Source organism: Acidobacteriota bacterium (genome assembly GCA_039028635.1).
Classification (GTDB): domain Bacteria; phylum Acidobacteriota; class Thermoanaerobaculia; order Multivoradales; family JBCCEF01; genus JBCCEF01.
In genome coordinates, this window is the sequence record JBCCHV010000008.1 from 105307 (window position 1) to 129850 (window position 24544).

Annotated in this window: 19 protein-coding genes; 13 read left to right on the forward strand and 6 right to left on the reverse strand. The window is 63.3% G+C overall.

The annotated features are described in order from the left end of the window. Positions 1 to 12: 12 nt before the first annotated feature. Entirely contained in the window at positions 13 to 2475 is a 2463-nt protein-coding gene (locus AAF604_05550; protein ID MEM7049100.1) for an ABC transporter permease, read from the reverse strand. Between the two features lie 139 nt (positions 2476 to 2614). On the opposite strand from AAF604_05550, the gene AAF604_05555 reads away from it, so the two are divergent. The 3 genes from AAF604_05555 (at position 2615) to AAF604_05565 (ending at position 5015) form a co-directional block, all read left to right on the forward strand. Next, positions 2615 to 3052, forward strand: a complete 438-nt coding sequence (locus AAF604_05555) for an Rrf2 family transcriptional regulator (protein ID MEM7049101.1) — start codon at positions 2615 to 2617, stop codon at positions 3050 to 3052. Between the two features lie 51 nt (positions 3053 to 3103). Continuing rightward, positions 3104 to 3565 (forward strand): hypothetical protein, encoded by a 462-nt coding sequence (locus AAF604_05560; GenBank protein MEM7049102.1) that lies wholly within the window; start codon positions 3104 to 3106, stop codon positions 3563 to 3565. A 253-nt stretch (positions 3566 to 3818) separates the two neighbouring features. Then, the gene (locus tag AAF604_05565) at positions 3819 to 5015 is read left to right on the forward strand and encodes an SPOR domain-containing protein (protein ID MEM7049103.1); all 1197 of its coding nucleotides are present in this window, start codon (positions 3819 to 3821) and stop codon (positions 5013 to 5015) included. Between the two features lie 27 nt (positions 5016 to 5042). Here AAF604_05565 and AAF604_05570 read toward each other — a convergent pair whose 3' ends face one another. The 3 genes from AAF604_05570 to AAF604_05580 form a co-directional block, all read right to left on the reverse strand. Continuing rightward, positions 5043 to 5429, reverse strand: coding sequence for a DUF6768 family protein (locus AAF604_05570; protein ID MEM7049104.1), 387 nt, complete (start codon positions 5427 to 5429; stop codon positions 5043 to 5045). Next, positions 5410 to 5976, reverse strand: a complete 567-nt coding sequence (locus tag AAF604_05575) for an RNA polymerase sigma factor (GenBank protein MEM7049105.1) — start codon at positions 5974 to 5976, stop codon at positions 5410 to 5412. The genes AAF604_05570 and AAF604_05575 overlap by 20 nt, the downstream gene beginning before the upstream one ends. A 121-nt stretch (positions 5977 to 6097) precedes the next feature. Then, a complete protein-coding gene (locus AAF604_05580) occupies positions 6098 to 6496 on the reverse strand; it encodes a hypothetical protein (GenBank protein MEM7049106.1) in 399 nt (132 codons plus the stop codon). A gap of 518 nt (positions 6497 to 7014) precedes the next feature. Here AAF604_05580 and AAF604_05585 point away from each other — a divergent pair. After that, a complete protein-coding gene (locus AAF604_05585; protein MEM7049107.1) occupies positions 7015 to 7512 on the forward strand; it encodes an isoprenylcysteine carboxylmethyltransferase family protein in 498 nt (165 codons plus the stop codon). Positions 7513 to 7561: 49 nt separating this feature from the next. Here AAF604_05585 and AAF604_05590 read toward each other — a convergent pair whose 3' ends face one another. Further along, positions 7562 to 8587, reverse strand: coding sequence for an alpha/beta hydrolase (locus AAF604_05590; GenBank protein MEM7049108.1), 1026 nt, complete (start codon positions 8585 to 8587; stop codon positions 7562 to 7564). 300 nt (positions 8588 to 8887) lie between these two features. Here AAF604_05590 and AAF604_05595 point away from each other — a divergent pair, with 300 nt between their 5' ends. The 3 genes from AAF604_05595 to AAF604_05605 all read left to right on the forward strand — a co-directional run bounded on the left by AAF604_05595 (position 8888) and on the right by AAF604_05605 (position 12519). Continuing rightward, on the forward strand, positions 8888 to 9268 hold the full coding sequence (locus tag AAF604_05595) for a GntR family transcriptional regulator (protein MEM7049109.1): 381 nt from the start codon (positions 8888 to 8890) through the stop codon (positions 9266 to 9268). A 10-nt stretch (positions 9269 to 9278) separates the two neighbouring features. After that, positions 9279 to 10136, forward strand: a complete 858-nt coding sequence (locus tag AAF604_05600) for a hypothetical protein (GenBank protein ID MEM7049110.1) — start codon at positions 9279 to 9281, stop codon at positions 10134 to 10136. A 172-nt stretch (positions 10137 to 10308) separates the two neighbouring features. Continuing rightward, positions 10309 to 12519 (forward strand): serine hydrolase domain-containing protein, encoded by a 2211-nt coding sequence (locus AAF604_05605; GenBank protein MEM7049111.1) that lies wholly within the window; start codon positions 10309 to 10311, stop codon positions 12517 to 12519. A gap of 123 nt (positions 12520 to 12642) precedes the next feature. Here AAF604_05605 and AAF604_05610 read toward each other — a convergent pair whose 3' ends face one another. Beyond that, positions 12643 to 14949, reverse strand: coding sequence for a carboxypeptidase-like regulatory domain-containing protein (locus AAF604_05610; GenBank protein MEM7049112.1), 2307 nt, complete (start codon positions 14947 to 14949; stop codon positions 12643 to 12645). A gap of 1087 nt (positions 14950 to 16036) precedes the next feature. Here AAF604_05610 and AAF604_05615 point away from each other — a divergent pair. The 6 genes from AAF604_05615 to AAF604_05640 all read left to right on the forward strand — a co-directional run bounded on the left by AAF604_05615 (position 16037) and on the right by AAF604_05640 (position 24531). Next, positions 16037 to 18787 carry a serine hydrolase gene (locus tag AAF604_05615; protein MEM7049113.1) on the forward strand — a complete coding sequence of 917 codons (2751 nt, stop codon included), beginning with the start codon at positions 16037 to 16039 and terminating at the stop codon, positions 18785 to 18787. Between the two features lie 270 nt (positions 18788 to 19057). Continuing rightward, positions 19058 to 20125, forward strand: coding sequence for a M14 family metallopeptidase (locus tag AAF604_05620; GenBank protein ID MEM7049114.1), 1068 nt, complete (start codon positions 19058 to 19060; stop codon positions 20123 to 20125). A gap of 334 nt (positions 20126 to 20459) precedes the next feature. Next, positions 20460 to 20825, forward strand: coding sequence for a hypothetical protein (locus tag AAF604_05625; protein MEM7049115.1), 366 nt, complete (start codon positions 20460 to 20462; stop codon positions 20823 to 20825). 315 nt (positions 20826 to 21140) lie between these two features. Next, positions 21141 to 21860, forward strand: coding sequence for an ABC transporter ATP-binding protein (locus AAF604_05630; protein ID MEM7049116.1), 720 nt, complete (start codon positions 21141 to 21143; stop codon positions 21858 to 21860). A 2-nt stretch (positions 21861 to 21862) separates the two neighbouring features. Beyond that, complete coding sequence (locus tag AAF604_05635) at positions 21863 to 23293, forward strand: DUF3526 domain-containing protein (protein MEM7049117.1); 1431 nt, start codon at positions 21863 to 21865, stop codon at positions 23291 to 23293. Continuing rightward, positions 23290 to 24531 carry a DUF3526 domain-containing protein gene (locus tag AAF604_05640; protein ID MEM7049118.1) on the forward strand — a complete coding sequence of 414 codons (1242 nt, stop codon included), beginning with the start codon at positions 23290 to 23292 and terminating at the stop codon, positions 24529 to 24531. Before AAF604_05635 ends, AAF604_05640 begins: the two co-directional genes overlap by 4 nt. Positions 24532 to 24544 lie beyond the last annotated feature (13 nt).

The following is a 24544-nucleotide window of genomic DNA, read 5'->3' on the forward strand; positions in this document are numbered from 1 at the left end:
CTCGGCGTCGCCCTACGGGCCCCGGCGCAGGGCCACCGACGGCTCGATGGAGAGGGTCCGCCGGACGGAGGGAAGGATCGCCAGCAACGCCGCCACCGCCACCACCGCGGCAGCCCCCAGATAAGCCGCAAGCAGCGTCCCCTGGCCGTCGACGACGGACAGGGTGAGGCTGCGGCTGACGGCCCAGGCGACCGGCGCCCCGAGGGCGATGCCCACGGCGACCGGTCGCAAGCCATGGCTCAGGACATGGCGAAGAAGCCTACGGCGATCGGCCCCGAAGACCAGCCGCAGGGCGAGCTCACGGAACCGTGCCGCCACCGCCAGGGCTGCCACTCCGTAGACCCCGAGCACCGTCAACAGCAGGGCGAGGGCCGCCACCGCCAGCACCATCCGAGAGGTATATCGGCTCCCCGAGCTGACCCGAGCCAGCTGCTCCTCGAGGGAGCCCGCCGGCTGGAATGGCAGCCCGGCGTCGACGCCCTGGAGCGTCTCCCGCAGAGTCGCGGCGTCGAGGGGCCCGTCGCGCTCAGCCTTGACCAACAGGATTCCCCACGCCGCACCGTTCTGGTAGTCGGCAATGTAGACGTTCTCTTCCGCCTCGAAGAGAGATCGCTGCCGCGCATCGGCGACGATTCCAATCACCGTCGCGGGATCACCGTTCTCGCCGATCTTCAGGCGCCGACCGAGCGCGTTCCGAGCCGGCCAAAGGCGGTCCGCCAGGGACCGGCTCACCACCACCACCCGCGACGTCTCCCGCGTATCGGCCGCGGTGAACGCCCGGCCGGCGAGAAGTGAAATACCGAGGGTCCGAAAGTACTGCGGGCTGACGAAATGGGTCCCGACGAGAGGGGCCGACAGCGGATCGAAGTCGTCGTCTTCCGCCGCCTGCACCGTCGACTGCCAGCGGCACGACAGCGGCACACAGCTTCCGATCGCCGCCGAAGCCACGCCCGGCAGTCCCTCGACCTCCGCAATCAAGCGCTGATGGAACGCCGGCGCCTCCGCAGGGCCGTAGAGGGTCGACGAGGTGATGCGAAGAGCCTGTACCGACTGCTCGTCAAACCCCGGCTCGATGCGCAGCATCTCCGCCAGATCGCGAAACAGGACCCCGGCGACGGCCAGCAGCGCCACCGCCACGGCGGCCTGAGCGATCACCAGCCCCCGCTGGCCGAGGGAGCGCAGGCCGCCCGAGCCACCGACGATCTGCCCTGCACCTTCCCGCAAGTAGTGCACGCCGTCCCGACGCAGGACATCGAGCGCCGGCACGATGCCGGCCGCCAAGGTGGCCAGGAAAGCGATCGCCACCGCGAAACCGACGACGCCAGGGCTGATCCCGGCCGCCATCAATCGGGCGATGTCGGGCCCCGTGGACTCCCACACCCAGTCCGTTCTCAAGACCGTCACCACGTAGCGCAGGAGCGCGGAGGTCCCGGCCAGTCCCACCGCGGTGCCGGCCAGCACCACGAGGCCTGTTTCGGTAAAGACCTGGGCAAGGATCCTCCCGGGCGAAGCTCCCAAGGCCTTGCGCACGGCGAAGTTCTGGGCGCGGGCCGCCGCCCGCGAGAGATGAAGGCCGGCGACGTTGAAGCAAGCGATCAGCAAGACCAGTCCAGCAGCCGCCAGCAGCAGGCCGAGAAAACGGCGCAGGCCGGGATCGCTGCGGGCCGCGGCCAAGCTCTGAACCGTGGCCTCGCCCCAGGGGACCTCGGGACGTTCGGCCGCCACCGCCCGGCCGGCCCGGGTCACGGCGGCCACCACGGCCGCCTCGGCGACCTCCGGTCGCGAGCGTGCGACGACCTGGAATCGCGCGTAGCCGGTGTCCGTCAGAATGTCCGGATAGTCGGCGATCTTCGGCAAGGAGCCCATGTCGAGCCACAGATCGACCTCCGAATCGAGTCCTTCGAACTCCGGCGCCAGGACCCCGAGAATTTGCAGCGGAACCCCGAAGATCTCGATCGGCTGACCGACGACCGACGGATCGCCCTGAAAACGGCTCTGCCACAGCCGGTGCGACAGCAGCACCTCACCGCGAAAGGCGACATCACCGCCTGCTCCTTGCCCCGCCAACAGCGAGCCCGCCGCAGCGCGAGCATCGAGAGCCACGAAATAGTCCGCGTCGACGAACTCCCCACGGACCTGCTCCGGCCCCGGCTCTCCGACCAGCGGCAGCTCTAGAGAGGCATAGGCACCGACGGCGTCGAAGGTCTCCTGATGCCGTCGAAACGCAGCAACATCCGGATAGGAAAACAGCGCCGGCTGCGCCTCCGCCCCGCTCGGCAGGAGAACCGCCAGGCGCGGCGCCCAGAGTCGGTCGATGCTCGGAAACGGCGACTCCGCCAGGGTCACCGCCGAGGCCAGCGCAAAAGCCGTCGCCACCGCCGCCACGCTCGAGCCCAGGAGAACCACCGCCAGCAGCGTGACGCCGAGGTTGCGGCGCAGGTAATGGAAGGCGGCAGAGAACACCTCGAGGATCATGGCGAAGCTCCTAAATTTCGTGAAGGGTCGTGCCTTATACGAAGAATAGGGACCGTTGGGTGCGAGACGCGATGCCCCAGGCTTCGGGAACTCGACGACCCGCCTTGCCATTAGCAACTAAGCTGGTTACGATGATGCCATGAACAGCCAGCTGCCCATGGCTCTGCATATCCTGGGCTTTCTCGCCTCCCGCGAGGGCGAGCCGCTCACCTCGGAAGTCATGGCCGAGACCTACGGCACCAGCCCCGTGGTCTTGCGACGGGTCCTGGTGAAGCTCAAACGAGCGGGGCTGGTGCGGACTCAACGAGGCGTCCGAGGCGGAAGCGTCTTGGCGAGGGCAGCCGAGGCGATAAATCTCCGCGAGGTCTACGAGGCAATCTCTGAGGACTCAAAGCTGATGCCCACGTACTCGAAGGGCTGCACCGGAAGAGTGGCCCCAATCATTGCAGCCTATGTCAACGAGCTTTTCTCGGATGCGGAAGAGGCCTTGTTGGCGAAACTCGAGCAGGCCACGATTGCGAAGATGGACCGTCACGTCCGCAGCTCGATCAAATCAGCGCTGGGCTGCGAGTCCTGAAAATTTTTTGCCGCAATTAGCAACCAACATTGTTACGAAGGAGATCTTGAAATGAGCCTTATCGAGCATCGTCCAACCTCCAGATGGTTACTGCGAATCTGTTCCATTCTCTGGATCATCTGGGGGTTGGTGCACATCCTGGCCGGCATCATGACCATGTCCCAAGACACCACCGCCGCCATCCAGGACATCGCCGACGCGGTCGACCCTGCCAGTCTCGAAATGGCCTATCCACCGGCCGCTGGAGCGGTCATCAATCAGCACGGCTTCAATCTGCTTTGGATCGGGCTCGTCACCACGATCTGCGCCCGGTTCATCTGGCGTCACTCGTTCTCGGCAGTCTGCCTGGCCGCCTTGGTCGGTGGTCTGGCGGATCTGGGCTATTTCATCTTTCTCGACTTAGGAGGGTTCGTGAACTTCTTTCCCGGCACCCTGATGACGCTGGTTTCGTCCGCTGCCATAATTACCGGGTTCTGGCCCTACCTCTCCTCGAGATCTCGCCAGCTGTCTTGAATCAAGGTTCGAGTCTCCCCCAACGGCTACGCGGCAGGCTTCGAACTCGGGACAGGCGTAGTCTGAGGCGGATCGGCGGTCACGATCTGAGCAAAGAGGGAGGTAGCGCCAGGCGCTGGCCTTGGATGCAGCCCGGGGTGAGGAAACACCTGCTGTCAATTTCCTCGCGGGAGCGCCGCCACGGAAAGACCAAACCGTAGTATGTTGATCTCCCAAGAGCAAATAGTGAACGCTTCACCAGGTCGGAGCCACCGTGCCGGAAGAACCGAAGCAAGGGGGCAGGCCAAAGAGCTGGCTGGCCTCCGGACGAGCCCTCGTTCTGATCGCCGCGGGGGTTCTTGCCTTCGCGGTATCCACTCTCGTCCCCCTCCTGCGCAACGAGGTCGCCCCGATCCTATTCACCGAGGCCCTCGTCGACGTCGAGTTTCGCGTCCTCGGAGACGAAGGGGGCCGCTCCTACGTGCGTCACAAGCGCGACGGAACGATCTACTCCCTTAGCACCCTCGACGCGCGCATTCGAATCAGCAGCAAAAGCGAGTTCCCGATCTCCGTCGACAATGTCCAGCTCTATTTTCAACGCATCGACTACGAGAACAGCACCATCGAAGACTGGGAGTCTGAATACGTCTACTACGGCGGCGCCGAAGCGGAGTACGACAAGCTGAGGGTCGAACTCGAAGCATCCGACCGCTCACCGGTCAACCTCCTGACGCGCACCACGCGCCGGTTTCCCGACCAAGACGCCCCTGGAACAGCGATCGTCTACAAGCTCGCTCCTTATGAAACCGAGTACATCTTTCTTCGCCTGAGCTACGAACAGTCCGAGGAAGAACCACTCCGCGCCCCTCTGGGCCTCCTGCTCGATCTCCGAGTCAACTACGTCGTCAAAGGGCAGACCGCCAGCCGAAAACTCGAGGTCCCGGTCAATCTGCTGGTGGGCATGCAACGCCTTCCGAGCGCACCAGACGACGAACGAGGAAGCGACTCCTACCTCCTGGAAGACGGCTGGATTCACTCGAGCTGGTACGAGACAACGGATAAGTGGTTCCGGCGAAAAGAGTGCCCTGGGGAATGCGAGGGGTTCGGCACCGTCGTCGTGAGACCCGGCGCACTGAAGTCTTCGAGCCCCGCCCTGATCGCTGCCCACTCGGCGATCGAGGAGAGCCTCACCGCCGGCAGAACCTGGGCGGTCGTCCTTGGTGGGTTCAGCTCACCCAATCGCGCGAAAGCGCTGGCGGCAGCGGTACGGACTGACACCGACCTTCAACTCGCCATCGTGCAGCGTGGCGAGCTCTACCGAGTCATTGTTTTCGACTTTTCCAACGAAGTTGTCGCGAGAAACGCCGCCCGCGGCGCATTCCTCGACGAAGACGCCTCCTACGCTGTAAACCTGACCAGTTGGTGCTCTGCATACCAAACTGGGCCAGAGTTCGCCGAGTGCCGACAATAACCCGAGCCACGACGGCGGCCCTGCGCTTCAATCCACCGAGTGGGCTCGGGCCACCTGAAGCTCGAGTCGTTTGACCTCACGCATCACCACATTCCGATTCATGACCATCCAGAACCAGATCTTGAACAGTCCGGTCACCCCCACGCCCCACAGAAACAGAGTGGCGAAGAGGATTTGATTCTTGACCTCCGGAGCGCCGAAGAATCGGTAGGCAGACCACGCGGCGAGGCCGATGAACACCATCTGGAAAAACCAAACAAGGAAGTTCAGCCAGCGCAATCGTCCCTTGAAGAGCCCGAGCAGGCTTTCGAAGACTCCTTGTTCATGGGAAGGCCCGATCTTCAGCCCTTTTTCTTCTGAGATCATCGCCCGACGGATCTTGTCGTCGATATCGTCATGCTGATTCTTCATCATCTTTCCTTTCTATCGCTTCCTTGAGCTCCTGGCGAGCTTTGAAGAGTCTCGATTTCACGGTTCCTTCCGGTACTCCCAGGATCAACGCGATCTCGAACAGGCCCAGCTCTTCCAAGTAGTGCAGACCGAGGAGAGCCCTGCGGTCCGCCCGGAGACCGGCCAGCGCTGATCGGAGGAGGGAGTCCTCGTCCGATTCGGCGAGGCCGTCCCCCTCCGGAGCGGTCACGGGCTCTTGGTGGTACTCATCGACCAACTTCCTGCGCCGGGACACCCGTCGAATCTGGTCGGCACACTTGTTCGTCACGATGCGCAAGGCCCAGGCCCTAAAGAGCGCCGGATCCTCGAGCCGCCTGAGGCTTCGGACGATCGCCATCCAGGCTTCCTGGGTCGCGTCGTTGGCCTGCTCATGATCAGCACCAAGGCGCCGAGCGTGCCGCCAAAGGCGTTCATTCCAGCGCCCCACCAGCTCCTCGAGCGCCTCGGATTCGCCGTTCTGACAACGCAGGATGAGCCACTCGTCATAGATCTGGTCAGGCGTTCTGGTCATGGTCCTGGAGTCCGCTCTCTCGTTCAAAGGGCGATCGATTCGCCCTTTCGTCCCTTGAGTCGGTCGCCGCCCATCGCGGGTTCACTTTCAGAAGTGGCAAGACCTCGTCCGTCTCGGCTCCCTACCCGGAAGAGACCTCTTCGAATGGGGCTTGCGCCCAGGACCTGCGATCCAGCTTCTTGAGCGGCTTCAGAGCTTTCAGCAGCCGACCGTCCTCGTTTCTGAAGGCACTCACGAAGGGGGACGGATCCGCTCGATCCACACAGATGAATCGCTTGGCGTAGCCGCGACTCCGCGCCGCCTCTTGGATTTGGGCCAGAGCATTCCTCTTGGCGTTGGCCAATCCTCCTTCTGGCTCTCCAAAGGCCCTCACGAACAAGCGGTCGAAGACGCCTTCCAACGGGTCGTAGGGGCCAGCGACATCGCCCGTGCTCACAGCGACCTCATAGCAGTAGTGCCAGATGGCTCCCGCCATCGCGATGGAGCCTGTGATGGGATTCCTCCAAGACAGCGGAATCATGAGGATCGACCGGGCAGAGTAGCGCTCACAAGCCCGCTGGATGACCGCGAGGAGCTCGGCGCAAAGGCCGGCAGCGTGAGGAAGGGTCCGGAAGTATCGGCCATCCGGAGGCTGGGGTTCCAAGCTGGCCGGGCGTGGTCGGTAATCGATCGAAATCGCGGCCCGCCATGGCAGCGCCTCATGCTCGAGAACCGAGAGACGACGGCGACCGGCATCGGAGCTCGGAAGCGTCTGGAAGGGAGCACCCGCGAGACTCTCGAGATGACCCTTCAACTCCTTGCAGCGACCGAAGACTGCGACGTCAGCCTCGACCGAGAGAGCGTCGGCCTCGACAATCGCGATGTCGAAGTCCGGGGGGTAGGAGAAGGAAGCGATGGTCTGCATTTTCTAGAGGGTGGGACACTGCTCGATCGATGCCCTGCGCGGCAGCCGCCTGCTATTCTGCGGTCTTCGAACCAACCTCGGCAACGACACTCTGCCAACGACGCCCGAGGACTGGGCGGTCAAAGAGCGGAAAGATGGTGCTGCTCCTCAAGAACCTGCTGTTCACCGTCGTGGTCCCGGGAACGGTCGCCGTCTACGTGCCGTTGCTCATCATTGGCGATCATCCGCGCGCCTCGGGCATCGTATCCGCCATCGCGGCCATTCTCCTGGCCATCGGGGCAGGCATCTACGCCTGGTGCGTGTGGGATTTCGCCTCCTTCGGCAGGGGAACTCCGGCCCCCATCGGTGCACCAAAGCGGCTCGTCGTGCGAGGGCTGTATCGCTACACCCGCAACCCGATGTATTTGGGCGTGCTGTCGGTCATTCTCGGCTGGACGATCCTCTTTCGCTCGCCGACCTTGCTGCTCTATCTTCTCGCCGTGGGGGCCGGCTTCCACGGCTTCATCATGCTCTATGAGGAAGGTCATCTGCGCCGGGAATTCGGCGAAGAATATGAGGCCTACTGCCGCCGCGTGGGGCGCTGGCTACCCAGAGCGGCAAAGCCCGACCCTGACCGCGAAACGGAACGCTGAGGCGGAGATTCGCCGGACCCTGGCCGCCAACCCGGTCAGGCAGCTCCCCTCATTCGGTGCCAGCCGAACGGTTCAAGTCCTGACGCTTGATCCACGAGATTGCGGTCGAGAACGTCTCGCCCATGTTGTTGTGACCGAGATCGGAGAAGAGCACGTACTCGTAGGGTAAGCCTTGTTTGCGAAGCGCATCGAGTCGCTGGATCGAGAGGTCGACCGGCACGCTCCCATCCTCGGCACCAAAAATCCAAAGACCGGGCAGAGAAAGCTCCCCGAGGCTCTGAGCGGGATCAGTATCGGTACCGAGAAAGTCAGGCCAGATGTAAGGCTCCTGCCGCGAGCCGAGGGCCTCTTCATAGCTCGGCACCTCGTCGGTGTCGCGGTCCGAGGTGTACTTGCTGTAAATGTCCTCCTCACTCACCTTGCAAACCGGGCCGCTCCAAATCACCAGAAACTCGGCGAGAGAGCTGCGCTCCGCAGCCAGAGGCACAATCCATCCCGCCTGGCTGATGCCGGCGAGTCCGACCGGGATGCCTTGAGCGCGGACGCGTCGGCTCAGCTCTTGGAGTGCGGCCACCGCATCATCGGCCAACAGGCTGATGTTGGGTCCGCTGACGCTTTGCTTCGCCTCGTACTCGCCGTCGGACTCGCCGACACCGCGCTTGTCATAGACCAAGGCGGCGATTCCCCTGGTCGCGAACGCCTCAGCCAAGGCCCGGTTGCGCTCCTGCGGGCCAGAGCCATGCACGAACACGACGGCCGCTGAGACCTCGGCCGACCCCGGCCGGACGAGAGTGCCAGCCAGCTTCGTCGCGTGACTCGTGAAGGTCACCTCTTCGGATCGCACCTCATCGCCACCAGCATGGGGGGCATTCGACGACCGGCCTGGGTCTGCACAGGCCACGGTTGCGACCAGCAGCGCGCCGGCGATGGCACTCGCCAGGGGGCGCCTGATCGCAAAAGTGCGCCGCCCCAGACCGCAGCCGAGACGCGCAGAGCGACGCCCGGCACAAGGATCAGGTGTCACACCGTGAGCCCGCGGAGTCAGGTTCTGTCGAAGGTTCAAGCGAGTCTTCATAGGTCGGCCTCCAGGCTGCCACCCGAAGGCGGTCGGAAGTGTCGTCGGTGGCCCTCTGAAAAAGCGCCCCCGTTTCGCACCACCATGGTACGACCCATCGCCGACAGCCCCAAGGAACGCCCCGAGCTCCACCCCTAGGTGATCGGGCCGGAGCGGAGCGATGAGGGGAGACCTGTTCGGATCAGACCTCCAGACCCACCGCCTTGTACCGCACCAGCAGATGGTACAAATTCTCCTTGCTTTTCTGATGATCCCCTTGTACCCTTACATCGAGAGGTACAAAGGAGGCACCGAGATCACATGGACATCGTCATCGACATCGACTCCCCCGTCCCTCTGTTCAGTCAGCTCATCGAACAGATCAAGGAGGCGGTCCTGACGGGTGGCCTGGCCCCCGGGGACGCCCTGCCCTCGATCCGTCAGCTGGCCAACGACCTGGACGTCAATGCCAAAACCGTCGCCAAGGCCTACAAACTGCTGGAACGCGACTCCGTGATTCAGACCAAGGGGTACCGCGGGACCTTCATCCACCCGGATGCCCAGGTCAACAGCACCATCGACCTAAGAGCCCTCGTGACCGAGAAACTGAGCGAGGCCGTCGAAGCTCTGCGCGCCGCCGGAGCGACGGATTCTGAGATACGCATCGCATTCGGCGAGCTGATGAAACGGCGCGCCCGTTGAGGAGGACACCATGACCCTTCCATTTCTACTCTTCGGCATCGTGTTCCTGGGCCAGATCTTTTTCATTTCCTGGTACTTCCCGGGCAAGATTTTCGACCGAGTTCACCACATTCGCGACACCTATCCGCCGCAAGACTATCCAAAGCTCTACCCCAACTCCGCGGAGTACTACAAGCTCGGTGCCTGGCTCTTGCGCGCCACCTTCCGTGCGGTCTTCATCTTGGGTTTCGTCGTGCTGGCGGCCGTCTACTTTCTCGATCCTCGCGACGACGGCTCCGTCTCCGAAGCCTGGCCGGCGGCCTATGGAGCGCTCCAGTTCCTCCCGCTGATGTTGCTCGAGATCGTCAGCTTCACTCAATTTCGTCAGATGCGGCAATCCCGCGCCGCGCACCGACGCAAAGCGAGCCTGCAGCCGCGCCGTCTGTTCGATTTCGTTCCGCCATGGCTCCTGGCTCTTGCCGTTCTCGCCATCGTCGGTCAACTGGCCTTCGACTATTGGGTCCACGAATTCGTCTGGCGATGGCATCAGACCGCCATATTGCTCGGCACCAACCTCTTCTTGGCTGGCTTCGGTGTCTGGCAGCTCTACGGCAAGAAGCTCGACCCTCATCAAGCCACCGCCGATCGTATTCGCCAATCCCGCGCCCAGCTTCGTTCCCTGGTCTTCGTCAGCATCGCCATGAGCCTCTTCTTCATCACCACGTCAGCGGACCAGGTTTACGACATCGACTACCTCGATGCCCCGCTCCTGAGCCTCTACTTTCAAGCCATCACCTTTCTCTCCGTGGGCTACCTGCTGCAATCCCAGCCTTTGGAGAACATCGACTTCGAGGTCTACCGAGCCGAGCCGGACACTTCCACGGCCTGAGCCTGAGACCGATCCGGCGATCGTTCACCAGCCTCAGCCGATCGACCCACAGCCTCTGAAGTCTCACCGATAGCGCGCCGCGCGATCGGCTATCCCCTAACGCCTTCGTCCGGCACCGGACGGAGTGCCACCCGAAACTCCGGACATTCGACTCACGGAGGAGGACTTCCCCATGCCAAAAAACCGACTCACGAGCTCCATTCGTGCATTGATCTTGTGTCTCACCATGGCTCTTCCCATCTCGGGCGATGCCCCGGCGGATGAGGCCTTTCCGAGCGCCAAACCCGAGAGCGTCGGCGTTCCATCGCAAGCTCTCGAGTTGATCGACGCTCATCTTCGAGAGCTGGTGGCGGCCGAAGAGATCGTCGGCGGCGAGCTGGCGGTGATCAAGAACCGTCGCACCATCTACCGCCAGGCCTACGGCTGGCACGATCGCGACGCTGGCGTACCGCTCGAAGCGGGCGCCGTCTACTGCGTGCGCTCGATGACCAAGCCCCTGGTGGGTACGGCGATTCAAATGCTCATCGACGACGGTCGTCTCAGCCTGGAAACACCGGTTCGAGCGATTCTCGAGTCCTTCGATCATCCCGAAACCCGCAACATCACCCTCGAGCATCTCCTGACGCACACCGCGGGCTTTCCATTCACCACCATCGGTCGCCCCCTGGGCGACTACACCAACCTCGGCGAGATCGCCGCGGAAGCGGTGGCCCATGGGCTCGACTTCGAGCCCGGCAGCAAGTTTCAGTACAGCGATGCCGGCAGCGACACCCTGGGGGCCATCGTCGAGCAGGTGACTGGCACTTCGGCGGCGGAGTTCATCGAACAACGCATCCTCGAACCCTTGGGGATGTCCGACTCGGTCACCTTGCTCGACTCCGAAAGCGAAGGTCGCCAGCGCGTCCCAAGTGCCTACTCCGGAGGCACCGGCGCATGGGAGCGTCACTGGAGCCCGACCGAGGACCCGCCGATCTTTCATCTCTTTCTCACCTCCCAGAGCCTCTACTCCACCACCACCGACTATGCCCGCTTTCTCGCCCTCTGGATGGATGGCGGCATGTTGGGTGACCAGCGCCTGCTCTCCACCGCGGCCATTCGACGCGGTTTGACTCCGGTCCATCACTTTGAGCGGTACCCTTCGACCTTCGAGAACCTGAAGCTGAGCTATGGTCAGCAATGGATGGTTTACACCCCGGAGGGCGGCGCAGCCAATCCGCTGATCTTCGGCCACGGCGGCTCCGACGGCACCCACGCCTGGGCGTGGCCCGAGCAGGATTTGATGGTGCTGTTCTTCACTCAATCCCGCGGCTCCCTGGCCGGCATGTCTCTCGAGGAAGTCCTCCAGACCGCCCTGGTGGACCGCGACTTCGAATCCCTGCCCCGCACCGCCCAGGGACCGTCCGCCGAGGAGATGCGAGAGATGGCCGGTCTCTACTGGGACGAGACCAACCCCGCGGCGTACTACGTGATCTCACGCCAGGGAAAGCGCCTGATGTTCGAGCGCCCGGGCACCACCCTCTTGGTTTTCAAAGCGACGGACGCCCCCGGCCGTTTCGTGCACGAGGCCAACAAACGTCTCGAGCTCGAGTTTCTCCGCGGCGACGACGGCACAGTCACCCACATGAAGACCATGATGGGTGATCGCGTGGAGCACGATCCACGTCACGTGCCTGAGCCGGGACTGCCATCCGTCGCCGAAGTGGTGGCGATGGTCCAGAAGGCCCACGGCATCGAACGGCTCACCGAGCTCGGCGCCATCAGCATGACCGGCAAGATCGAGTTCCTGGACCGCAAGCTGCACGGCGACTTCAACTTGCTATTCGATGCCACCCGCGAACGGACCGAGCTCAACCTGAACGGGAACCTCGAGACCGTGCTCAAGGAGAACGGCGAGGCTTGGACGACGACCACCGCGACCGGCAAGAGCAAGCTCCGCGGCGCCCGCCTCGAGCAGGCCCTCCACGACCACATGGCCGTGCGCTTCGGCGACTGGACCCAGTCCTACGAGGACGTCGAGGTGCTGAAGCGCATCCAGCACGAGGACGAATCGATTCTGCTGGTGCGGGTCGTACCCCAACAAGCCCCGGGAGCCACCATGTTCATCGACGAAGCCACCGGCCGAGTCGTGCGGACCGACAGCCTTGCGATCATTCCGGGCATCGGCATGGTCGGCCTCAAGGTCGTCTACCGCGACTTTCGCAACGTCGGCGGCATGCAGCTTCCTTTCCACATGAAATCGGTGTTCTCCAACAAGCTCATCGGACGGGTAGAAACACGGATCGACGACGTGCAGATCGGTGTCGAGCTGGCCAAGAAGTCGTTCAAGCGGGCGGGGACTCGGATTGCCAAGGACGGCAAGGGCAGGAACGCGTCGAAACGCTGAGCATCAGCGCCGTGGTTCGATGTTCCTGAGGGTGCCTCGATGAAAACAACGAGGTTCATCTTGGCACCCAATTCCCAATCATGAGGTATCAGGTCAAGTGCCCGAACGACGTTCAGGAAAAAACTAGCGCCGGGTGTCGATCGATTCGTCGCCTGCCCTCGGCTCCGACGCAGGAGGAGCTGGCGGCACGAGCTCGAGCCTGCCCGCCTCGCTGAGGAAACCCGAGCGACACGACTTCTCCGGAGGTCCCTCCAAGACGGCTCGTTGCAGCTCGGCCGGGTCGAGGCGGCAAAGATGGTAGGCGCCGGACTCGAGCTGAGGGATGGAGGGCGCCTTCGCGTCAGGCAGGTTGCCAGTGGTGAAGTGAGCCCAAGTCAAAAGCGAACGCAGCCCGACAAAGGCGCCCCCGTGCAGTAGAAAGAGATCCGTGTAGGGATCCAGGCCCGCGCTCCCGTCCGACGGCTCCACGGAGAACTCGACCTCCAAAGTGCCGCCGCGCCGAGCGAGGGGCAGCACCAACCGCTCGTCCGCCGTCATCGGCAAGACAGCGCGCGAGGCATGAAGAGCGTGCCCGACGGCCTGAACCGCGATCAACGCCTCCGTCTCTTCCGGCGGAAGCATCGCTTCGAACGTGCCATCCGGCGCCGTGTGCTCGGTCGATACCCAGAAGCCAAGCTGCCCCAGCCCGCGGACGGTCACCCGTGCACCACCGATGCCGACACCACCTTCGTCGACCACCAATCCCGAGACCTTCTTTCGATCCTCGACCACCAGGCTGACAAACGGTGACTCGACACCATCTTCGAGTTCCAGGGGAAGTCGACGGCTCATGCGTTCGCCGCTCTCGGCGCGCAGATAGCTCATGCCCTCAGGCAGGCCGTAGAGCTCGAAACGACCTTCCGAATCTTCCACGAAGTGTCGAATGCCGGTCTCGTCCCCTTCCGGCACGGAGACGGCGACGATAGCGCGCTCCATCGGGTTGCCCATTGCATCGACGACCTCGCCGACGATGCGCGTATCCGGCAGCTCGAAATCGAGGGTCGCTACCTTGTGACCATCGAGCTTCGGCACCAGGATCTTGCGGAAATGGCGCTCGACGACCGGCTCCTGCGAGCCGACCTCGACGGACCACTGGCCGGCCTTGGGCAGCAGACCACGGTAGACACCGTCTTCATCCGTTTCGAACAGGACCGAGCCAGCCCCTCCCCGTTGCTCGAAGAGAAGCCGCGCGGCGCTCAAGGGCTCGTCCCCGAGGCGCACGGTGCCGCGCACGCGCGTCACCGGCAGCGAGATCCAGCGCTCAACCTCGACGTCGAAAACCTCCAGCGCCTCGCCATGCCACGGGTCGCCGGCACCAGTTTGAATCATGACGCCATAGCGCCCCGGGCCGAGGGACGTCTGCATCACGCCAGTCTCCGAAGCCTGCAGGCGCTCCAGAACCTCGAGATTGCCTTCGGCCTTTTCGAGCTCAATTCGCCACAGCTCGCCCCAGGGATCCCGCGCTGGATCGAGATGCAGCCTGACTTGGCGGGGTCGCTGCAGACGCAAGGGCTCTTCGAGCTCGAGCTCCTCACCACGGCGAAGGGTCACCGCGATCCGTCGGCCCGGCGCATAGCCCGTGTCCTCGACCCACAGCGAGTACTGCCCCGGGGGCAGGCCTTCGAACTGAACGAGACCCCGGGGTCCGAGGGATCGTTCCAACCGCTGAATCACCGGCGTCGACTCGCCGGTCGGGTCTGCTGTCGCCGGTGCTAGATGAGCCCGTGCCCCTGAGGTCGGGCCTTCGCCCTCGGCCTCGACCCGCCCCACCAAAGAAGCCCCCGGAGCCCAGGCCAGGACACCGAGGTCGACATCGGCCTGCAGCTCCGTGCCGAACAGAAAGTGGCTGGCGAAACCCGGTGCCCGCACAGCGAGGTCGAACCGTCCAACCGGAATCTGGCAGGAAAAGGAGCCCTCGGTGACAGCGCAGCCAACGGTGCCCGATGGCACGTGTTCCCTCTGTTCAGAGGTTGGTCGAAATTGAACCTCCACCTTGGCGGGAGACTCAGCCCTTGCATCACGGCAGCAGCGTCCCCGCAGCTCAACCGTCGGCCACAATGCGATTCGGACTCGCTGCTGTCCCTGCGCCAGCGACACAGCCGTCCGGGCACTCCACATTCCAGGAGACAGCACCTCCAACGCCCAGAAGGTCTCGTCCGCGAGGTCCAGGGTAATCTCCCCCGGCAGGACGACTTCCGCCGCCTCCGTCACCTGCCGGTCGCCGGCCTCGGCTCGAACCTCGACCGAAATCGCCTGCACGCGATCACCCTCGGTTTGCCTATCGACGCCGGCAGGGATCAGCTCGACAACCACCTCCGCCGCCGACACCGGTACCGCAGCGATGAGTAGCAGTCCGAGGCAAGAGGCCCAACTAGGCGCTGACAATTTCATTGCGGCAGCCGACGCTGGGGTTCGCGTTTATGGCAGGCCTCTTTCGCTCCCTCTTGGGATCTTCCTTGGGGTAACAAAGTGCACGACCCACGATCCACGCAGTAGTTGGGCACCGCCCGAATCTTGCAGTTGCAGTAGGCGCTGGACGTCACCACTTCGCACTTGGGATTGTCCTGAGTATCGACACCGCATTGCACACATTGCCGCGCGGAGCAGTTGATGGCTGGAAGAGCAAACGCCGGCACCGCCGATAGAGCCAGAACGCTAAGCGATACGATCATGCGGCTCCTCATCGTCACCCACTCCCCTCTGCAAACGATTGCGCAGCAAGAGGCTCGATGGCAGGAAACGTGGAGATGCTGCAGGACCCTCGAGTCGTGCAGAACGGTGCGATCCATGCCTTCAGCCGACAACTGCAGTGAGCGGAATAGGTCACGGTTGCGCAGGAAGCATTCCCCTGGGCGTCCTCACCGCACTCGACGCACTGAGTGCCGACACAGGTATTGGGGTGTAAGTTGGATCCAGGCCCCTTCGGGTCGGAAGACAACGCGCAGAGCTCGCCTTCCGTGGCATGAATCTGCAGTACAACCGTGGAAGCGATCACAACTCCAACGCCGAACAAGACTTGGCGAAGCCATCGTGATGGGCGCACAGGTCTCCCTTTCGCCTTATACAGTAAAGTCGAATCAACGATACCACGGCAATGCCGAGGGCAGCTATCACCCTCAGCCGGAGGGAACGGAGCGCCTGAAAACAGCCTGGGCAGCAGCCCGCTCGTCCTTTCAGGACCTTGGCGGTAGAAAGGCCCGGACACCCACGGGACGACGTAAACGGCAGCAAACTGTCCGCTCCACAGCCAAGGCTACCTAGCAGTCCTGAGGTCTTTCCACCAAACGTCCTCGGCTTCCTGAGAAAGAAGAGAGCGCAAGCGGGCCAGTGGCGTGGTCGACTCGGGTAGGATGAAGCGTACTCTATGCTGTCTCGGCGCTCACTCTCCGCAAGAAGCCTCACCAGGACGTCCTGCCGATCCGATCCTCTCATTCACTTTGAAGAAACGCTCCTGATGACGCGACATAGAATCTCTCTGTTGGCCGTTCTTGCTTTGGTCCTGGTAGTTCCTGCGAACTCATATGCGCAGGACACGGCGACACCCTCTTCGCTGACGCAGCGAATTGAGCGCTACCTTCAGCCCTACCTCGACATCGAGCACCTTTCGGGCACCGTTTTGGTTGCCCACGGCGAAGAAGTCATCTACGAAAGGTCTTTCGGGCTGGCTCACCGGGAACAGCGAACAGTCAACACGCCGACAACCCGGTTCGGCGTCGGCTCGGTCAACAAGCCGATGACTGTCGTGGCCCTCGCCCGCTTGATCGAGCTGGAAAAGGTGACCTTGGCAGATCCCCTCAGCAAGTATCTGCCGGAGTTCCCTCGCGCATCCGAGATCACCGTGGGCAATCTGTTGAACCACAGCGCCGGCATTCCGCACCGTGTCACAGAACCGCTGGATGAGACGCGACCCCAGACTGCCACCACCATGGTCGAGCTGGCGGCCAAGAAACCTCTGGCATTCGAGCCCGGATCCGACAGCGTTTACAGCTCGGCCGGCTTCTCAGTGCTGGCGCGAGTGCTCGAGCTGGCCGCCGGCAAGCCTTACGCAGAGCTACTAGAAGAGCACGTCTTGCGACCGGCAGGCATGCGAAACACCTCGGATGCCGGGTCTCGTTCCATTCTCGAGCAGCGGGCCGCCGCCTACTACTTCGGTAGCGAGGGTTTCGTGAACGCGCCCCCTGCGGACATTTCCTACCTGGTCGGGGCAGGCTCGGTCTTTTCCACTCCGCGCGATCTTCTGGCGATGCAGCAGACCTTGCTCGACGGCGGGTTCGGCAGCACGGCACAATCGATGCTGGTGCGAGAGAGCGGCAATCTAGCCTGGAATGGGTCGGCCCACGGCTACCGCGCTTTCGCCGACTACCACGCGACGAACAAGGTGGCAGTGATCGTGGCCAGCAACCTGACTTCGGGCGCGCTCGACAGAATCCGTGATGCTCTACCGAAAATGGTTGCGGGAGAGGAGGTGCCCATGCCAGCGCCGATTCGCGCCAGGGCCATTGCCGTCGATCGCAAGACTCTGAAGAGCTATCAGGGTACCTACGAGCTACGGCCGGGCAGCAACCTCCAGCTTCGCGTCACCGAAGAGGGAGTGATGATGGATGAGTGGCTGCTGATTCCCACCGCTGAGCGGACTCTCTTCTCGCCCCAAGACTACGCCGAGATCGAAGTGGTGGTGGATGACCAGGAGCAGCCGATACGACTCGACTGGAGGATCGGCGACCAGACCTATCCGCTACCTCGTGTCGCTGCCCCTGCCAGTGCGCTCCATGTCCGCCGGAGCATCGCCAGTTACGATCCCGAGAGCCCTGAGCTTGATTCGCTGAGGCGGGGGATCGAGGTCATGCGCTCGCGCGCAACGACCGACCCGACGAGCTGGTGCTATCAGGCCAACATGCATGGCTACTCGACCAGCAGCCTGACGAAACTGTGCCCGGAAGCAGATACCAGCCAGGCTCCGGCGTCGGTGACCTGCGCGGATGGAACCGAGATCGATACCCAGGCCGGCATGATGCCGGGATGGAACCAATGCCAGCACGGCAGCTATTTCTTCGTCTCGTGGCATCGAATGTACGTTTACTACTTCGAGCGGATCCTGCGCGCCGCCGCTGACGACCCGAACCTCACCGTCCCCTACTGGCCCTGGAACGAAGACGATCATCGAAAGGTGCCTCTTCCGCTGCGCGAACCAGCCAACATGGCTGAGAACAGCCTCTTCGTGGCGGAACGAAGCGCACCTGCGAACGACGGCTTCCGACTACCGGAATCTGCCGTCAGTACCGATGCGGCTTTCGCGGTAGCGACTTTTGCAAGTAATCAAGACGCGGACGAGTCCTTCGGCGGACACATTGGACTTCACGAACAGCACGAGGCGAAGGGGTCGAGCAAGGGACTGCTGGCGGTTCCGCACGCGAATATCCATGCCTTGACGGGCGGTCCGGACGGCTGGATGGCCGACAACAACAAGACTGCGCAAGATCCGCTCTTTTGGCTGCACCATTCCAACGTCGATCGATTGTGGAGTCAGTGGGTGGCGGAGCACCAGGGAGAGATCGAAGGCAACCCGATTCACGATCCGAACTGGATGAGTCACCAGTTCTTGTTTTTCGACGAATCCGGGGAGCCGGTCTGCATGTCCGGGAAGGACATCGTCGATACAGCGGCGCAGTTAGGTTATGTCTATGACGAAGGGGAAATCGACGCGGCTCTCACTAGCGACTCGGGCACTGCTCCACGGTACGAGCCAGTCCCCCGAGCAGACCTCGTAGCGGCCAGTGAGACCACCCGCGTCGAGCTCGGGGCCGGAGCCATCTCCGTAGACCTGCCCCTCGGCATCGAAGGCCAGGAGCGACTCGGGCAGGCGGCGGAGGCGGGGCGCAACGTTGTGATTTCGATTCAGGGTCTTCAGTTCCAAGACAACCCCGGCGTGCTCTATGAGATTTACGCAGATCCGGCGTCGCTAGAAGGTCTCGACACGGCTGACGACTCGTTCGTAGGCACTCTCGACTTCTTCGTCGCTCGCGGCCAGAACGATCCTCACGACCTACCAGTTCCGCCGTTTGACCGATCTCTGACCATCGCAGGCTCTGTCGCCGAGTCGTTGGGCTCCCAGGCCAAAGTCGTCTTGGTCATGCGTAGCTGGGAAAACCCTGAAGGAACCGATGAGGGGGCCGACGAAGATCTTGGGGTGCTGGCCTGGTTCGAACGCGTGACGGTATCCGTGCACTAGTCCCCTCTCAAGAGCCTCCACCGATTGTCGCAGGTCCTGTTGCGAGTTGTCGTCTTTTGATTCCCAGCAGCCCTCAAGACCGTTGCTCGACGTCGCTGCCACGTCGAGGTGGGCTCGACTCCCATGCGCTTCCGCCTCACGGCGGTCCCTGTTCGCGCTCAGGCCCGATCTTGCCGAGACTCCCCCCATCTGAGGCTCCGCCGGCCCTTCTGCGGCTCCGCTGGTCAAGGTATCGTTGGATCCTAATTCGTCGATACGGGAGAACGAAGCATGATCAAGCGCGGGATTTTGTTCGCATGGGTACTGCTCTCGAGTGCGGGAGTTGCCATCGCGCAGGAGAGTTTTCAGCTCGGCACGGTCGCCGTCAGCCCTGGGACGATGGCCTCTGGCCGGATCGAGATCGCCGCCTCGGGCGGTGATGACGGGACTTTTGTCCCGATCACCGTGGTTCATGGAGCTCGGCGAGGCCCTGTCCTCGCTCTGATCGCCGGTGTGCACGGTGCTGAGTACTCACCGATCCTGGCGTTGCAGCGGCTGAGCCCCCTGCTGGGTCCGAAGGAGGTCTCCGGCACCGTCGTGATCGTTCACGCGGCGAACCTGCCGGCGTTTCTCGGTCGGACGATCTACTACAGCCCCGACGACTGGAAGAACTTGAACCGGAGCTTCCCCGGCAAGGCGAAGGGCTCGCTCACCGAGCGGATCGCCCATGCGCTCACCCACGAGGTGATCGAGCGCGCCGACTACGTCATGGATATCCACTCCGGGGACGGCAACGAGATGCTCCGGCCGTCGTACACCGGGTACTACGCGGAGGCCGGAGGCGCCGACGTCATCGAACGCTCGAAGAGGATGGCCATCGCGTTCGGACTCGACACCATCGTCGCCTTCAAGGGGGACCTCGAGCCGGAGCGTGCGATCTGGTGTGGCTCGGCCGCCGTCGCTCGCGGGATTCCGTCGATCGATGTCGAGTCGGGCGAGCTCGGACTGGTCGAGGAGCGCCGGATCGAACCCATCGTCGAGGGCATCTTGAGTGTCATGCGAGACCTCGAGATGCTGGCCGGGGAACCGACGCCGACTCGAGAGCCGCTGATCATCCACGAGCGGGCGTACGTCAAGAGCGAGCACGACGGCATCTGGCATCCCGACTCGAGGATCGAAGCCGGACAGTTCGTGTCGAAGGGCGCGCGCTTGGGTGTCTTGACCGACTTTTTCGGCAACCAGCTCTTCGAGGCCCGGGCACCGGAGAGCGGCATGCTGTTGATCATGCTCGGGACACCGCCCGTCAACGCCGGGGAGACGATTGCGGTGATCGCGAATGTTGGCGGTGAGCCTTGGTAGCGCTCTGACCAGGGAACGTCGCCGCGGGCACCGGCGGCAGGTGGGTTGAGCTTCGCCTCGTAGCGATAAGCCGAAGCTCCTGGCGGTCGCAGTCAAACCGCCGAATTCCCATCGCCTTGCCAGTCCTTACCGGTGATCGTGACGTTGTTACTTTTTGGTTCAACGCGATCTCCCGTTAGTTATCTCAGTTTTTCGATATTTATTTACAATTCGCAGCGGGTCGAGATCATTTCGTCGCGACGGCTAAAGCCTCTCGCCGTCGCGTTTACCTTCGACCCATCGTGGCCGCCGATCACTTTGTCGAGCATCGATAGGTCTGCTAGTATCCGCGCCGATGCAGAGGTTCCGGAATCACAGTGTCTGGGCCACTTGGCTGATTTTGGGCGTGATCGTTCTCGGCGGAGAGCTGATCGCGACGCACAGCCACGATGGGCTCGAGAGCGGAAAGCTCAGCTCGGTCGCGCTCAGCGGCGGACACGATCTTCCTGACGCAACGGAACACGTCGAAGCATCGACCTCCATCCAGGGCGAGTTCTGTCCAGCCTGTACGGCCGGGCAGCGCGAAGGCGTTCTCGACGCCTCAGATTCGAGCTCGCGGTCGCTGGTGATGGTGGCGCTGGGCGTTCGTGCGACGAACGGTCTCGCCATCTCCGGTGCCGACGCCCTACCTCCCTCTCCGCGCGGGCCTCCGGCGGTCTGACTCCTCGGCCGAACCACCGGCCGCAAACAGACCCGTCACTTCCCAGCCGCCAAGCGGCTCGGGAAGCCCTTGTCTTGGCCGATCCTCGGCCGGGATAGCCCAATGTGAAGTCCCCGTGGAGTCAGACCGATGCAGTCCAATCGTCTATTCCGCAGTCCCTTTCTCGAGGTGTCGGCGCTTGCGCTCGCCCTACCCGCCGTAGCTTTTCCCGCGCCGACGGCCACCCGTGGCCTCAGCGGGGTCATCAGTACGCCCAACGGAGTGATTGCGCCGCGCGTGCCCGCTGTCCGCCCCGTTGATGCATAGGAGACCAGTATGACTGCAGCGCTGGAAGCCCTTAACTTAAGCGTTGAACGCTCAAAGCAGACTGCCTTGAGAGACGTCTCGTTCGGCGTCGCACCAGGCGAAGTATTCGCCTTGCTCGGCGGCAACGGCGCGGGCAAGTCAACGGCGCTGCTGACCTTTCTCGGACTCCTCAAACCGAAGTCCGGCTCCGTTCGGGTCCAGGGCCGATCGGTGAGCGATGATCTGACGGCGGCTCGTCGGGTCACCGCCTACCTCCCCGAGGCCGCGACCCTCTATGAGCACCTGAGCGCCCACGAGAACCTCGCCTACTTTCTCTCGCTCGCCAAAGCGGCAGCCGACAGGGCGGCGGTGGATCGAGCGCTTGACCGCGTCGGTCTCCAGTCGGAGGCGCGAGACAAGAGGCTCGGCTCTTACTCCAAAGGCATGCGCCAGAAAGTGGCGATCGCCCTGGCGCTGTTGCGGGACACGCCCATCCTGTTGCTCGACGAGCCGACGTCGGGGCTCGATCCGATCGCCATCGATGAGTTCAACGCCCTCGTTCGATCCCTGGCGGACGATGATCGAGCGATCCTGATGGTGACCCACGATGTCTATGGCGCCTGCCAGGTCGCCGATCGCATTGGACTTCTTCGCAAGGGCGAGTTGGTCGGGGACTTCGACCGTCCCGCGGAAGGTCGAATCGATACGGAAGCGGTGCATGCGGCCTTCTCCGGGAGGGCTGTGTCTTGAGCATGGTGTTGACGATCGCCGCCGCGGAATGGCGTTTGTGGATGCGCTCGAGGTCCGCCCTCGCGGCGCTTCTCGCCGTCGTGCTCATCATTGCTGCGACCAGCGTTCTGACCGCTGTCCGCTTCACCGCAGAACGCCACGAACGGGCCCACCAGCAAGAGGTCGCAGAAGAGACCTTCCTGTCGCAGCCTGCCCGCCATCCGCATCGCATGGTCCACTACGGACATTACGTCTTCCGTACACCCCCACCCCTCGCCATCATCGACCCAGGGGTCGACACGGTCACCGGGCAGTCCATCTTCCTCGAAGGACACCGCCAGAATACGGCGATGTTCGCGGACACGCGGGCTAGCGCGAGCGTCGGGGGGTTCCAGACCCTGTCGCCGGCCTCGGTCTATCAGATCTTGATCCCGCTCCTGCTGATCGCCCTCGGCCACGGAGTCTTCGTCAGAGAGCGTGAAGCGAGAACCCTAGCGCCACTGCTGGCCCAAGGCGTGCCGGGCATGACGCTCTACACGGGGAAGGTCTTCGCCTTGGCAGGCCTCAGCGCCGCACTGCTGGCACCGATTCTGATCATGTCGCTCATCGGAGTGACCTCCGGTGAAGCCGTCGGTGTCTCGCTGGCGGTGGTCGTCGCTTACGGCGTCTACTTGCTCGTGTGGTCGGCTCTGATTGTGCTGGTTTCTGCCGTGGTGAGCACGCGCGGGGTCGTCCTCGGCACTCTGGTCTTCATTTGGCTTGCGTGGTCGCTCGTCACGCCGCGTCTCGCGGTCGCCTCCGCCAGCGCCGCCGCGCCCTCGCCCGGCAAGCTCGAAACGGACTTCCAGCTCCTCGCGGACCTTCGCGAGCTCGGTGATGGGCACAACGCTGCCGATCCGGCGTTCAACGCGTTGAGAGCAAACCTTCTCGCCGAGTACGACGTGGAAACTGTCGATGAGCTGCCGATCAATTTCAGGGGCGTTGTCGCAGAAGCCTCGGAGGCGGATCTCACGCAGGTGATGAATGAGTACGCCGAACGTCGCATGGCGCTCGAGGTCCGCCAGTCTCGCCATGCGAACGGCTTCGGCTGGCTGTCGCCTGTGCTCGCCGTTTCAGCGGCTTCGCGCCATTTGGCCGGCGTCGACCTCGAAACCCATCACAGATTTCTGCGGGAGGCCGAGGCGATTCGTTTCGACTTCATCCAAGGTCTCAACAAGAGCCACATCGAAGAGCTGTCCTACACCGACGACATCAATCGCAACCAGAGTGAAGAGGCGTCACGCCGAGCTCGCATCTCGCCGGAAAATTGGGCGGTCCTCAATGAGTTCCGATTCCAGCCGGCCACCCCTGACGAACGCTTCGGCGCAGCGACGGCTCCAATTTCCATGCTCACGGTATGGCTTACGGCTCTCATTGCGGCCGGCGCCTTCGCCAGCGGAAGGATGACGCCATGAGCGGGCTGGGGCGCGAGCTCTGGTTTCTGTGGCGCGACCGGGCGGCGAAGGTCTGGCTTCTCATCGGCTTCGCCGCGGCGGGCCTCGCCGTGGTCTTCGGCCTCATGGAGATCGCTGCGCAGCGCGACACGATCGAGCGTCTGAAGGCTGCAGACGAGATCGAGCGCACAATCACCACGGAAGCCCATCGCAATAACTGGGGTAGTGCGGCCTACTACACATTTCATCTCACCTACGACCCACCTGAGGAGTTCGCGTTCGCAGCCCTGGGACAGCGGGACGCCTCGCCGTGGAAGCATCGCATCCGGATGCTGGCACTCGAGGGGCAGATCCACGAAACCGACGCCGCCAATCCTGATTTCGCGCTGGTCGGCCGGTTCGACTTCGCCTTCGTCGCCGCCATGATTGCGCCTCTCATCCTCATCATGCTGCTGCACGACCTGCGGTCCGGGGAGCGGGCGAGTGGACGCTACAACCTACTCAGCGCGACGTCGGCCGACGCGCGGATGCTCTGGTTTTCTCGAGCGGCATGGCGCGTTGGCGCGCTCGCCCTGGCGCTTCTCGTTCCGCTCTGGATCGCCGGTTTGGTGAGCGGGGCCGGAGCCTCCAAGCTCCTCGGCGCAAGCCTTGCGCTTCTCGCCCATCTCCTGTTCTGGTGGGCGGTCATCGCTCTCGTCAACACGCGGACCTGGACGTCCACGGTCAACCTGACGGCGCTCATCGGTCTGTGGCTGGCGTTCGCCGTCGTCGCACCAGCAGCGATCAAGGCCGGTGTCGACGCGGCGGTCGCGGTTCCGGATGGCGGCGACATCATGCTCACCCAGCGCGAAGCAGTGAACGACGCCTGGGACCTTCCTCAGGAAGCGACCATGACGCCTTTCCTCGAGCGTCATCCGGATATGAAGCCGTACGCCGGGGTCGAGGGCTCCTTCGAGTGGAAGTGGTACTACGCTTTTCAGCAGGTGGGCGATCAAATCGCTGAGCCGCTCTCCAACGCCTACCGAGAGGGAAGGGCCCGCCGCGATGCGCTCGCCCGCCTTTTCGCCTGGCTTTCGCCCCCCGCCAAGCTTGAGCAGGCGCTTCAGCACATGGCCGGCACAGACGCCGCCGCTGCACTTCGATACGAGGACGAAGTGCGTGCCTTCCATGCGGACCTGCGCGCCTACTACTACCCGCCAATGTTCAAGGACGAGCCGGTCACCGATGCGATGCTGGCTGAGCGGCCAAACTTTTACTGACGAGCCGATGAGA

Excerpts from the sequence above, each read along its gene's own strand:
- AAF604_05550 (MEM7049100.1), bottom strand. The coding sequence starts at position 2,475 with ATGATCCTCGAGGTGTTCTCTGCCGCCTTCCATTACCTGCGCCGCAAC.
- AAF604_05555 (MEM7049101.1), top strand. The coding sequence starts at position 2,615 with ATGAACAGCCAGCTGCCCATGGCTCTGCATATCCTGGGCTTTCTCGCC.
- AAF604_05560 (MEM7049102.1), top strand. The coding sequence starts at position 3,104 with ATGAGCCTTATCGAGCATCGTCCAACCTCCAGATGGTTACTGCGAATC.
- AAF604_05570 (MEM7049104.1), bottom strand. The coding sequence starts at position 5,429 with ATGATGAAGAATCAGCATGACGATATCGACGACAAGATCCGTCGGGCG.
- AAF604_05575 (MEM7049105.1), bottom strand. The coding sequence starts at position 5,976 with ATGACCAGAACGCCTGACCAGATCTATGACGAGTGGCTCATCCTGCGT.
- AAF604_05580 (MEM7049106.1), bottom strand. The coding sequence starts at position 6,496 with ATGATTCCGCTGTCTTGGAGGAATCCCATCACAGGCTCCATCGCGATG.
- AAF604_05585 (MEM7049107.1), top strand. The coding sequence starts at position 7,015 with ATGGTGCTGCTCCTCAAGAACCTGCTGTTCACCGTCGTGGTCCCGGGA.
- AAF604_05590 (MEM7049108.1), bottom strand. The coding sequence starts at position 8,587 with ATGAAGACTCGCTTGAACCTTCGACAGAACCTGACTCCGCGGGCTCAC.
- AAF604_05595 (MEM7049109.1), top strand. The coding sequence starts at position 8,888 with ATGGACATCGTCATCGACATCGACTCCCCCGTCCCTCTGTTCAGTCAG.
- AAF604_05600 (MEM7049110.1), top strand. The coding sequence starts at position 9,279 with ATGACCCTTCCATTTCTACTCTTCGGCATCGTGTTCCTGGGCCAGATC.
- AAF604_05605 (MEM7049111.1), top strand. The coding sequence starts at position 10,309 with ATGCCAAAAAACCGACTCACGAGCTCCATTCGTGCATTGATCTTGTGT.
- AAF604_05610 (MEM7049112.1), bottom strand. The coding sequence starts at position 14,949 with ATGAAATTGTCAGCGCCTAGTTGGGCCTCTTGCCTCGGACTGCTACTC.
- AAF604_05620 (MEM7049114.1), top strand. The coding sequence starts at position 19,058 with ATGATCAAGCGCGGGATTTTGTTCGCATGGGTACTGCTCTCGAGTGCG.
- AAF604_05625 (MEM7049115.1), top strand. The coding sequence starts at position 20,460 with ATGCAGAGGTTCCGGAATCACAGTGTCTGGGCCACTTGGCTGATTTTG.
- AAF604_05630 (MEM7049116.1), top strand. The coding sequence starts at position 21,141 with ATGACTGCAGCGCTGGAAGCCCTTAACTTAAGCGTTGAACGCTCAAAG.
- AAF604_05635 (MEM7049117.1), top strand. The coding sequence starts at position 21,863 with ATGGTGTTGACGATCGCCGCCGCGGAATGGCGTTTGTGGATGCGCTCG.
- AAF604_05640 (MEM7049118.1), top strand. The coding sequence starts at position 23,290 with ATGAGCGGGCTGGGGCGCGAGCTCTGGTTTCTGTGGCGCGACCGGGCG.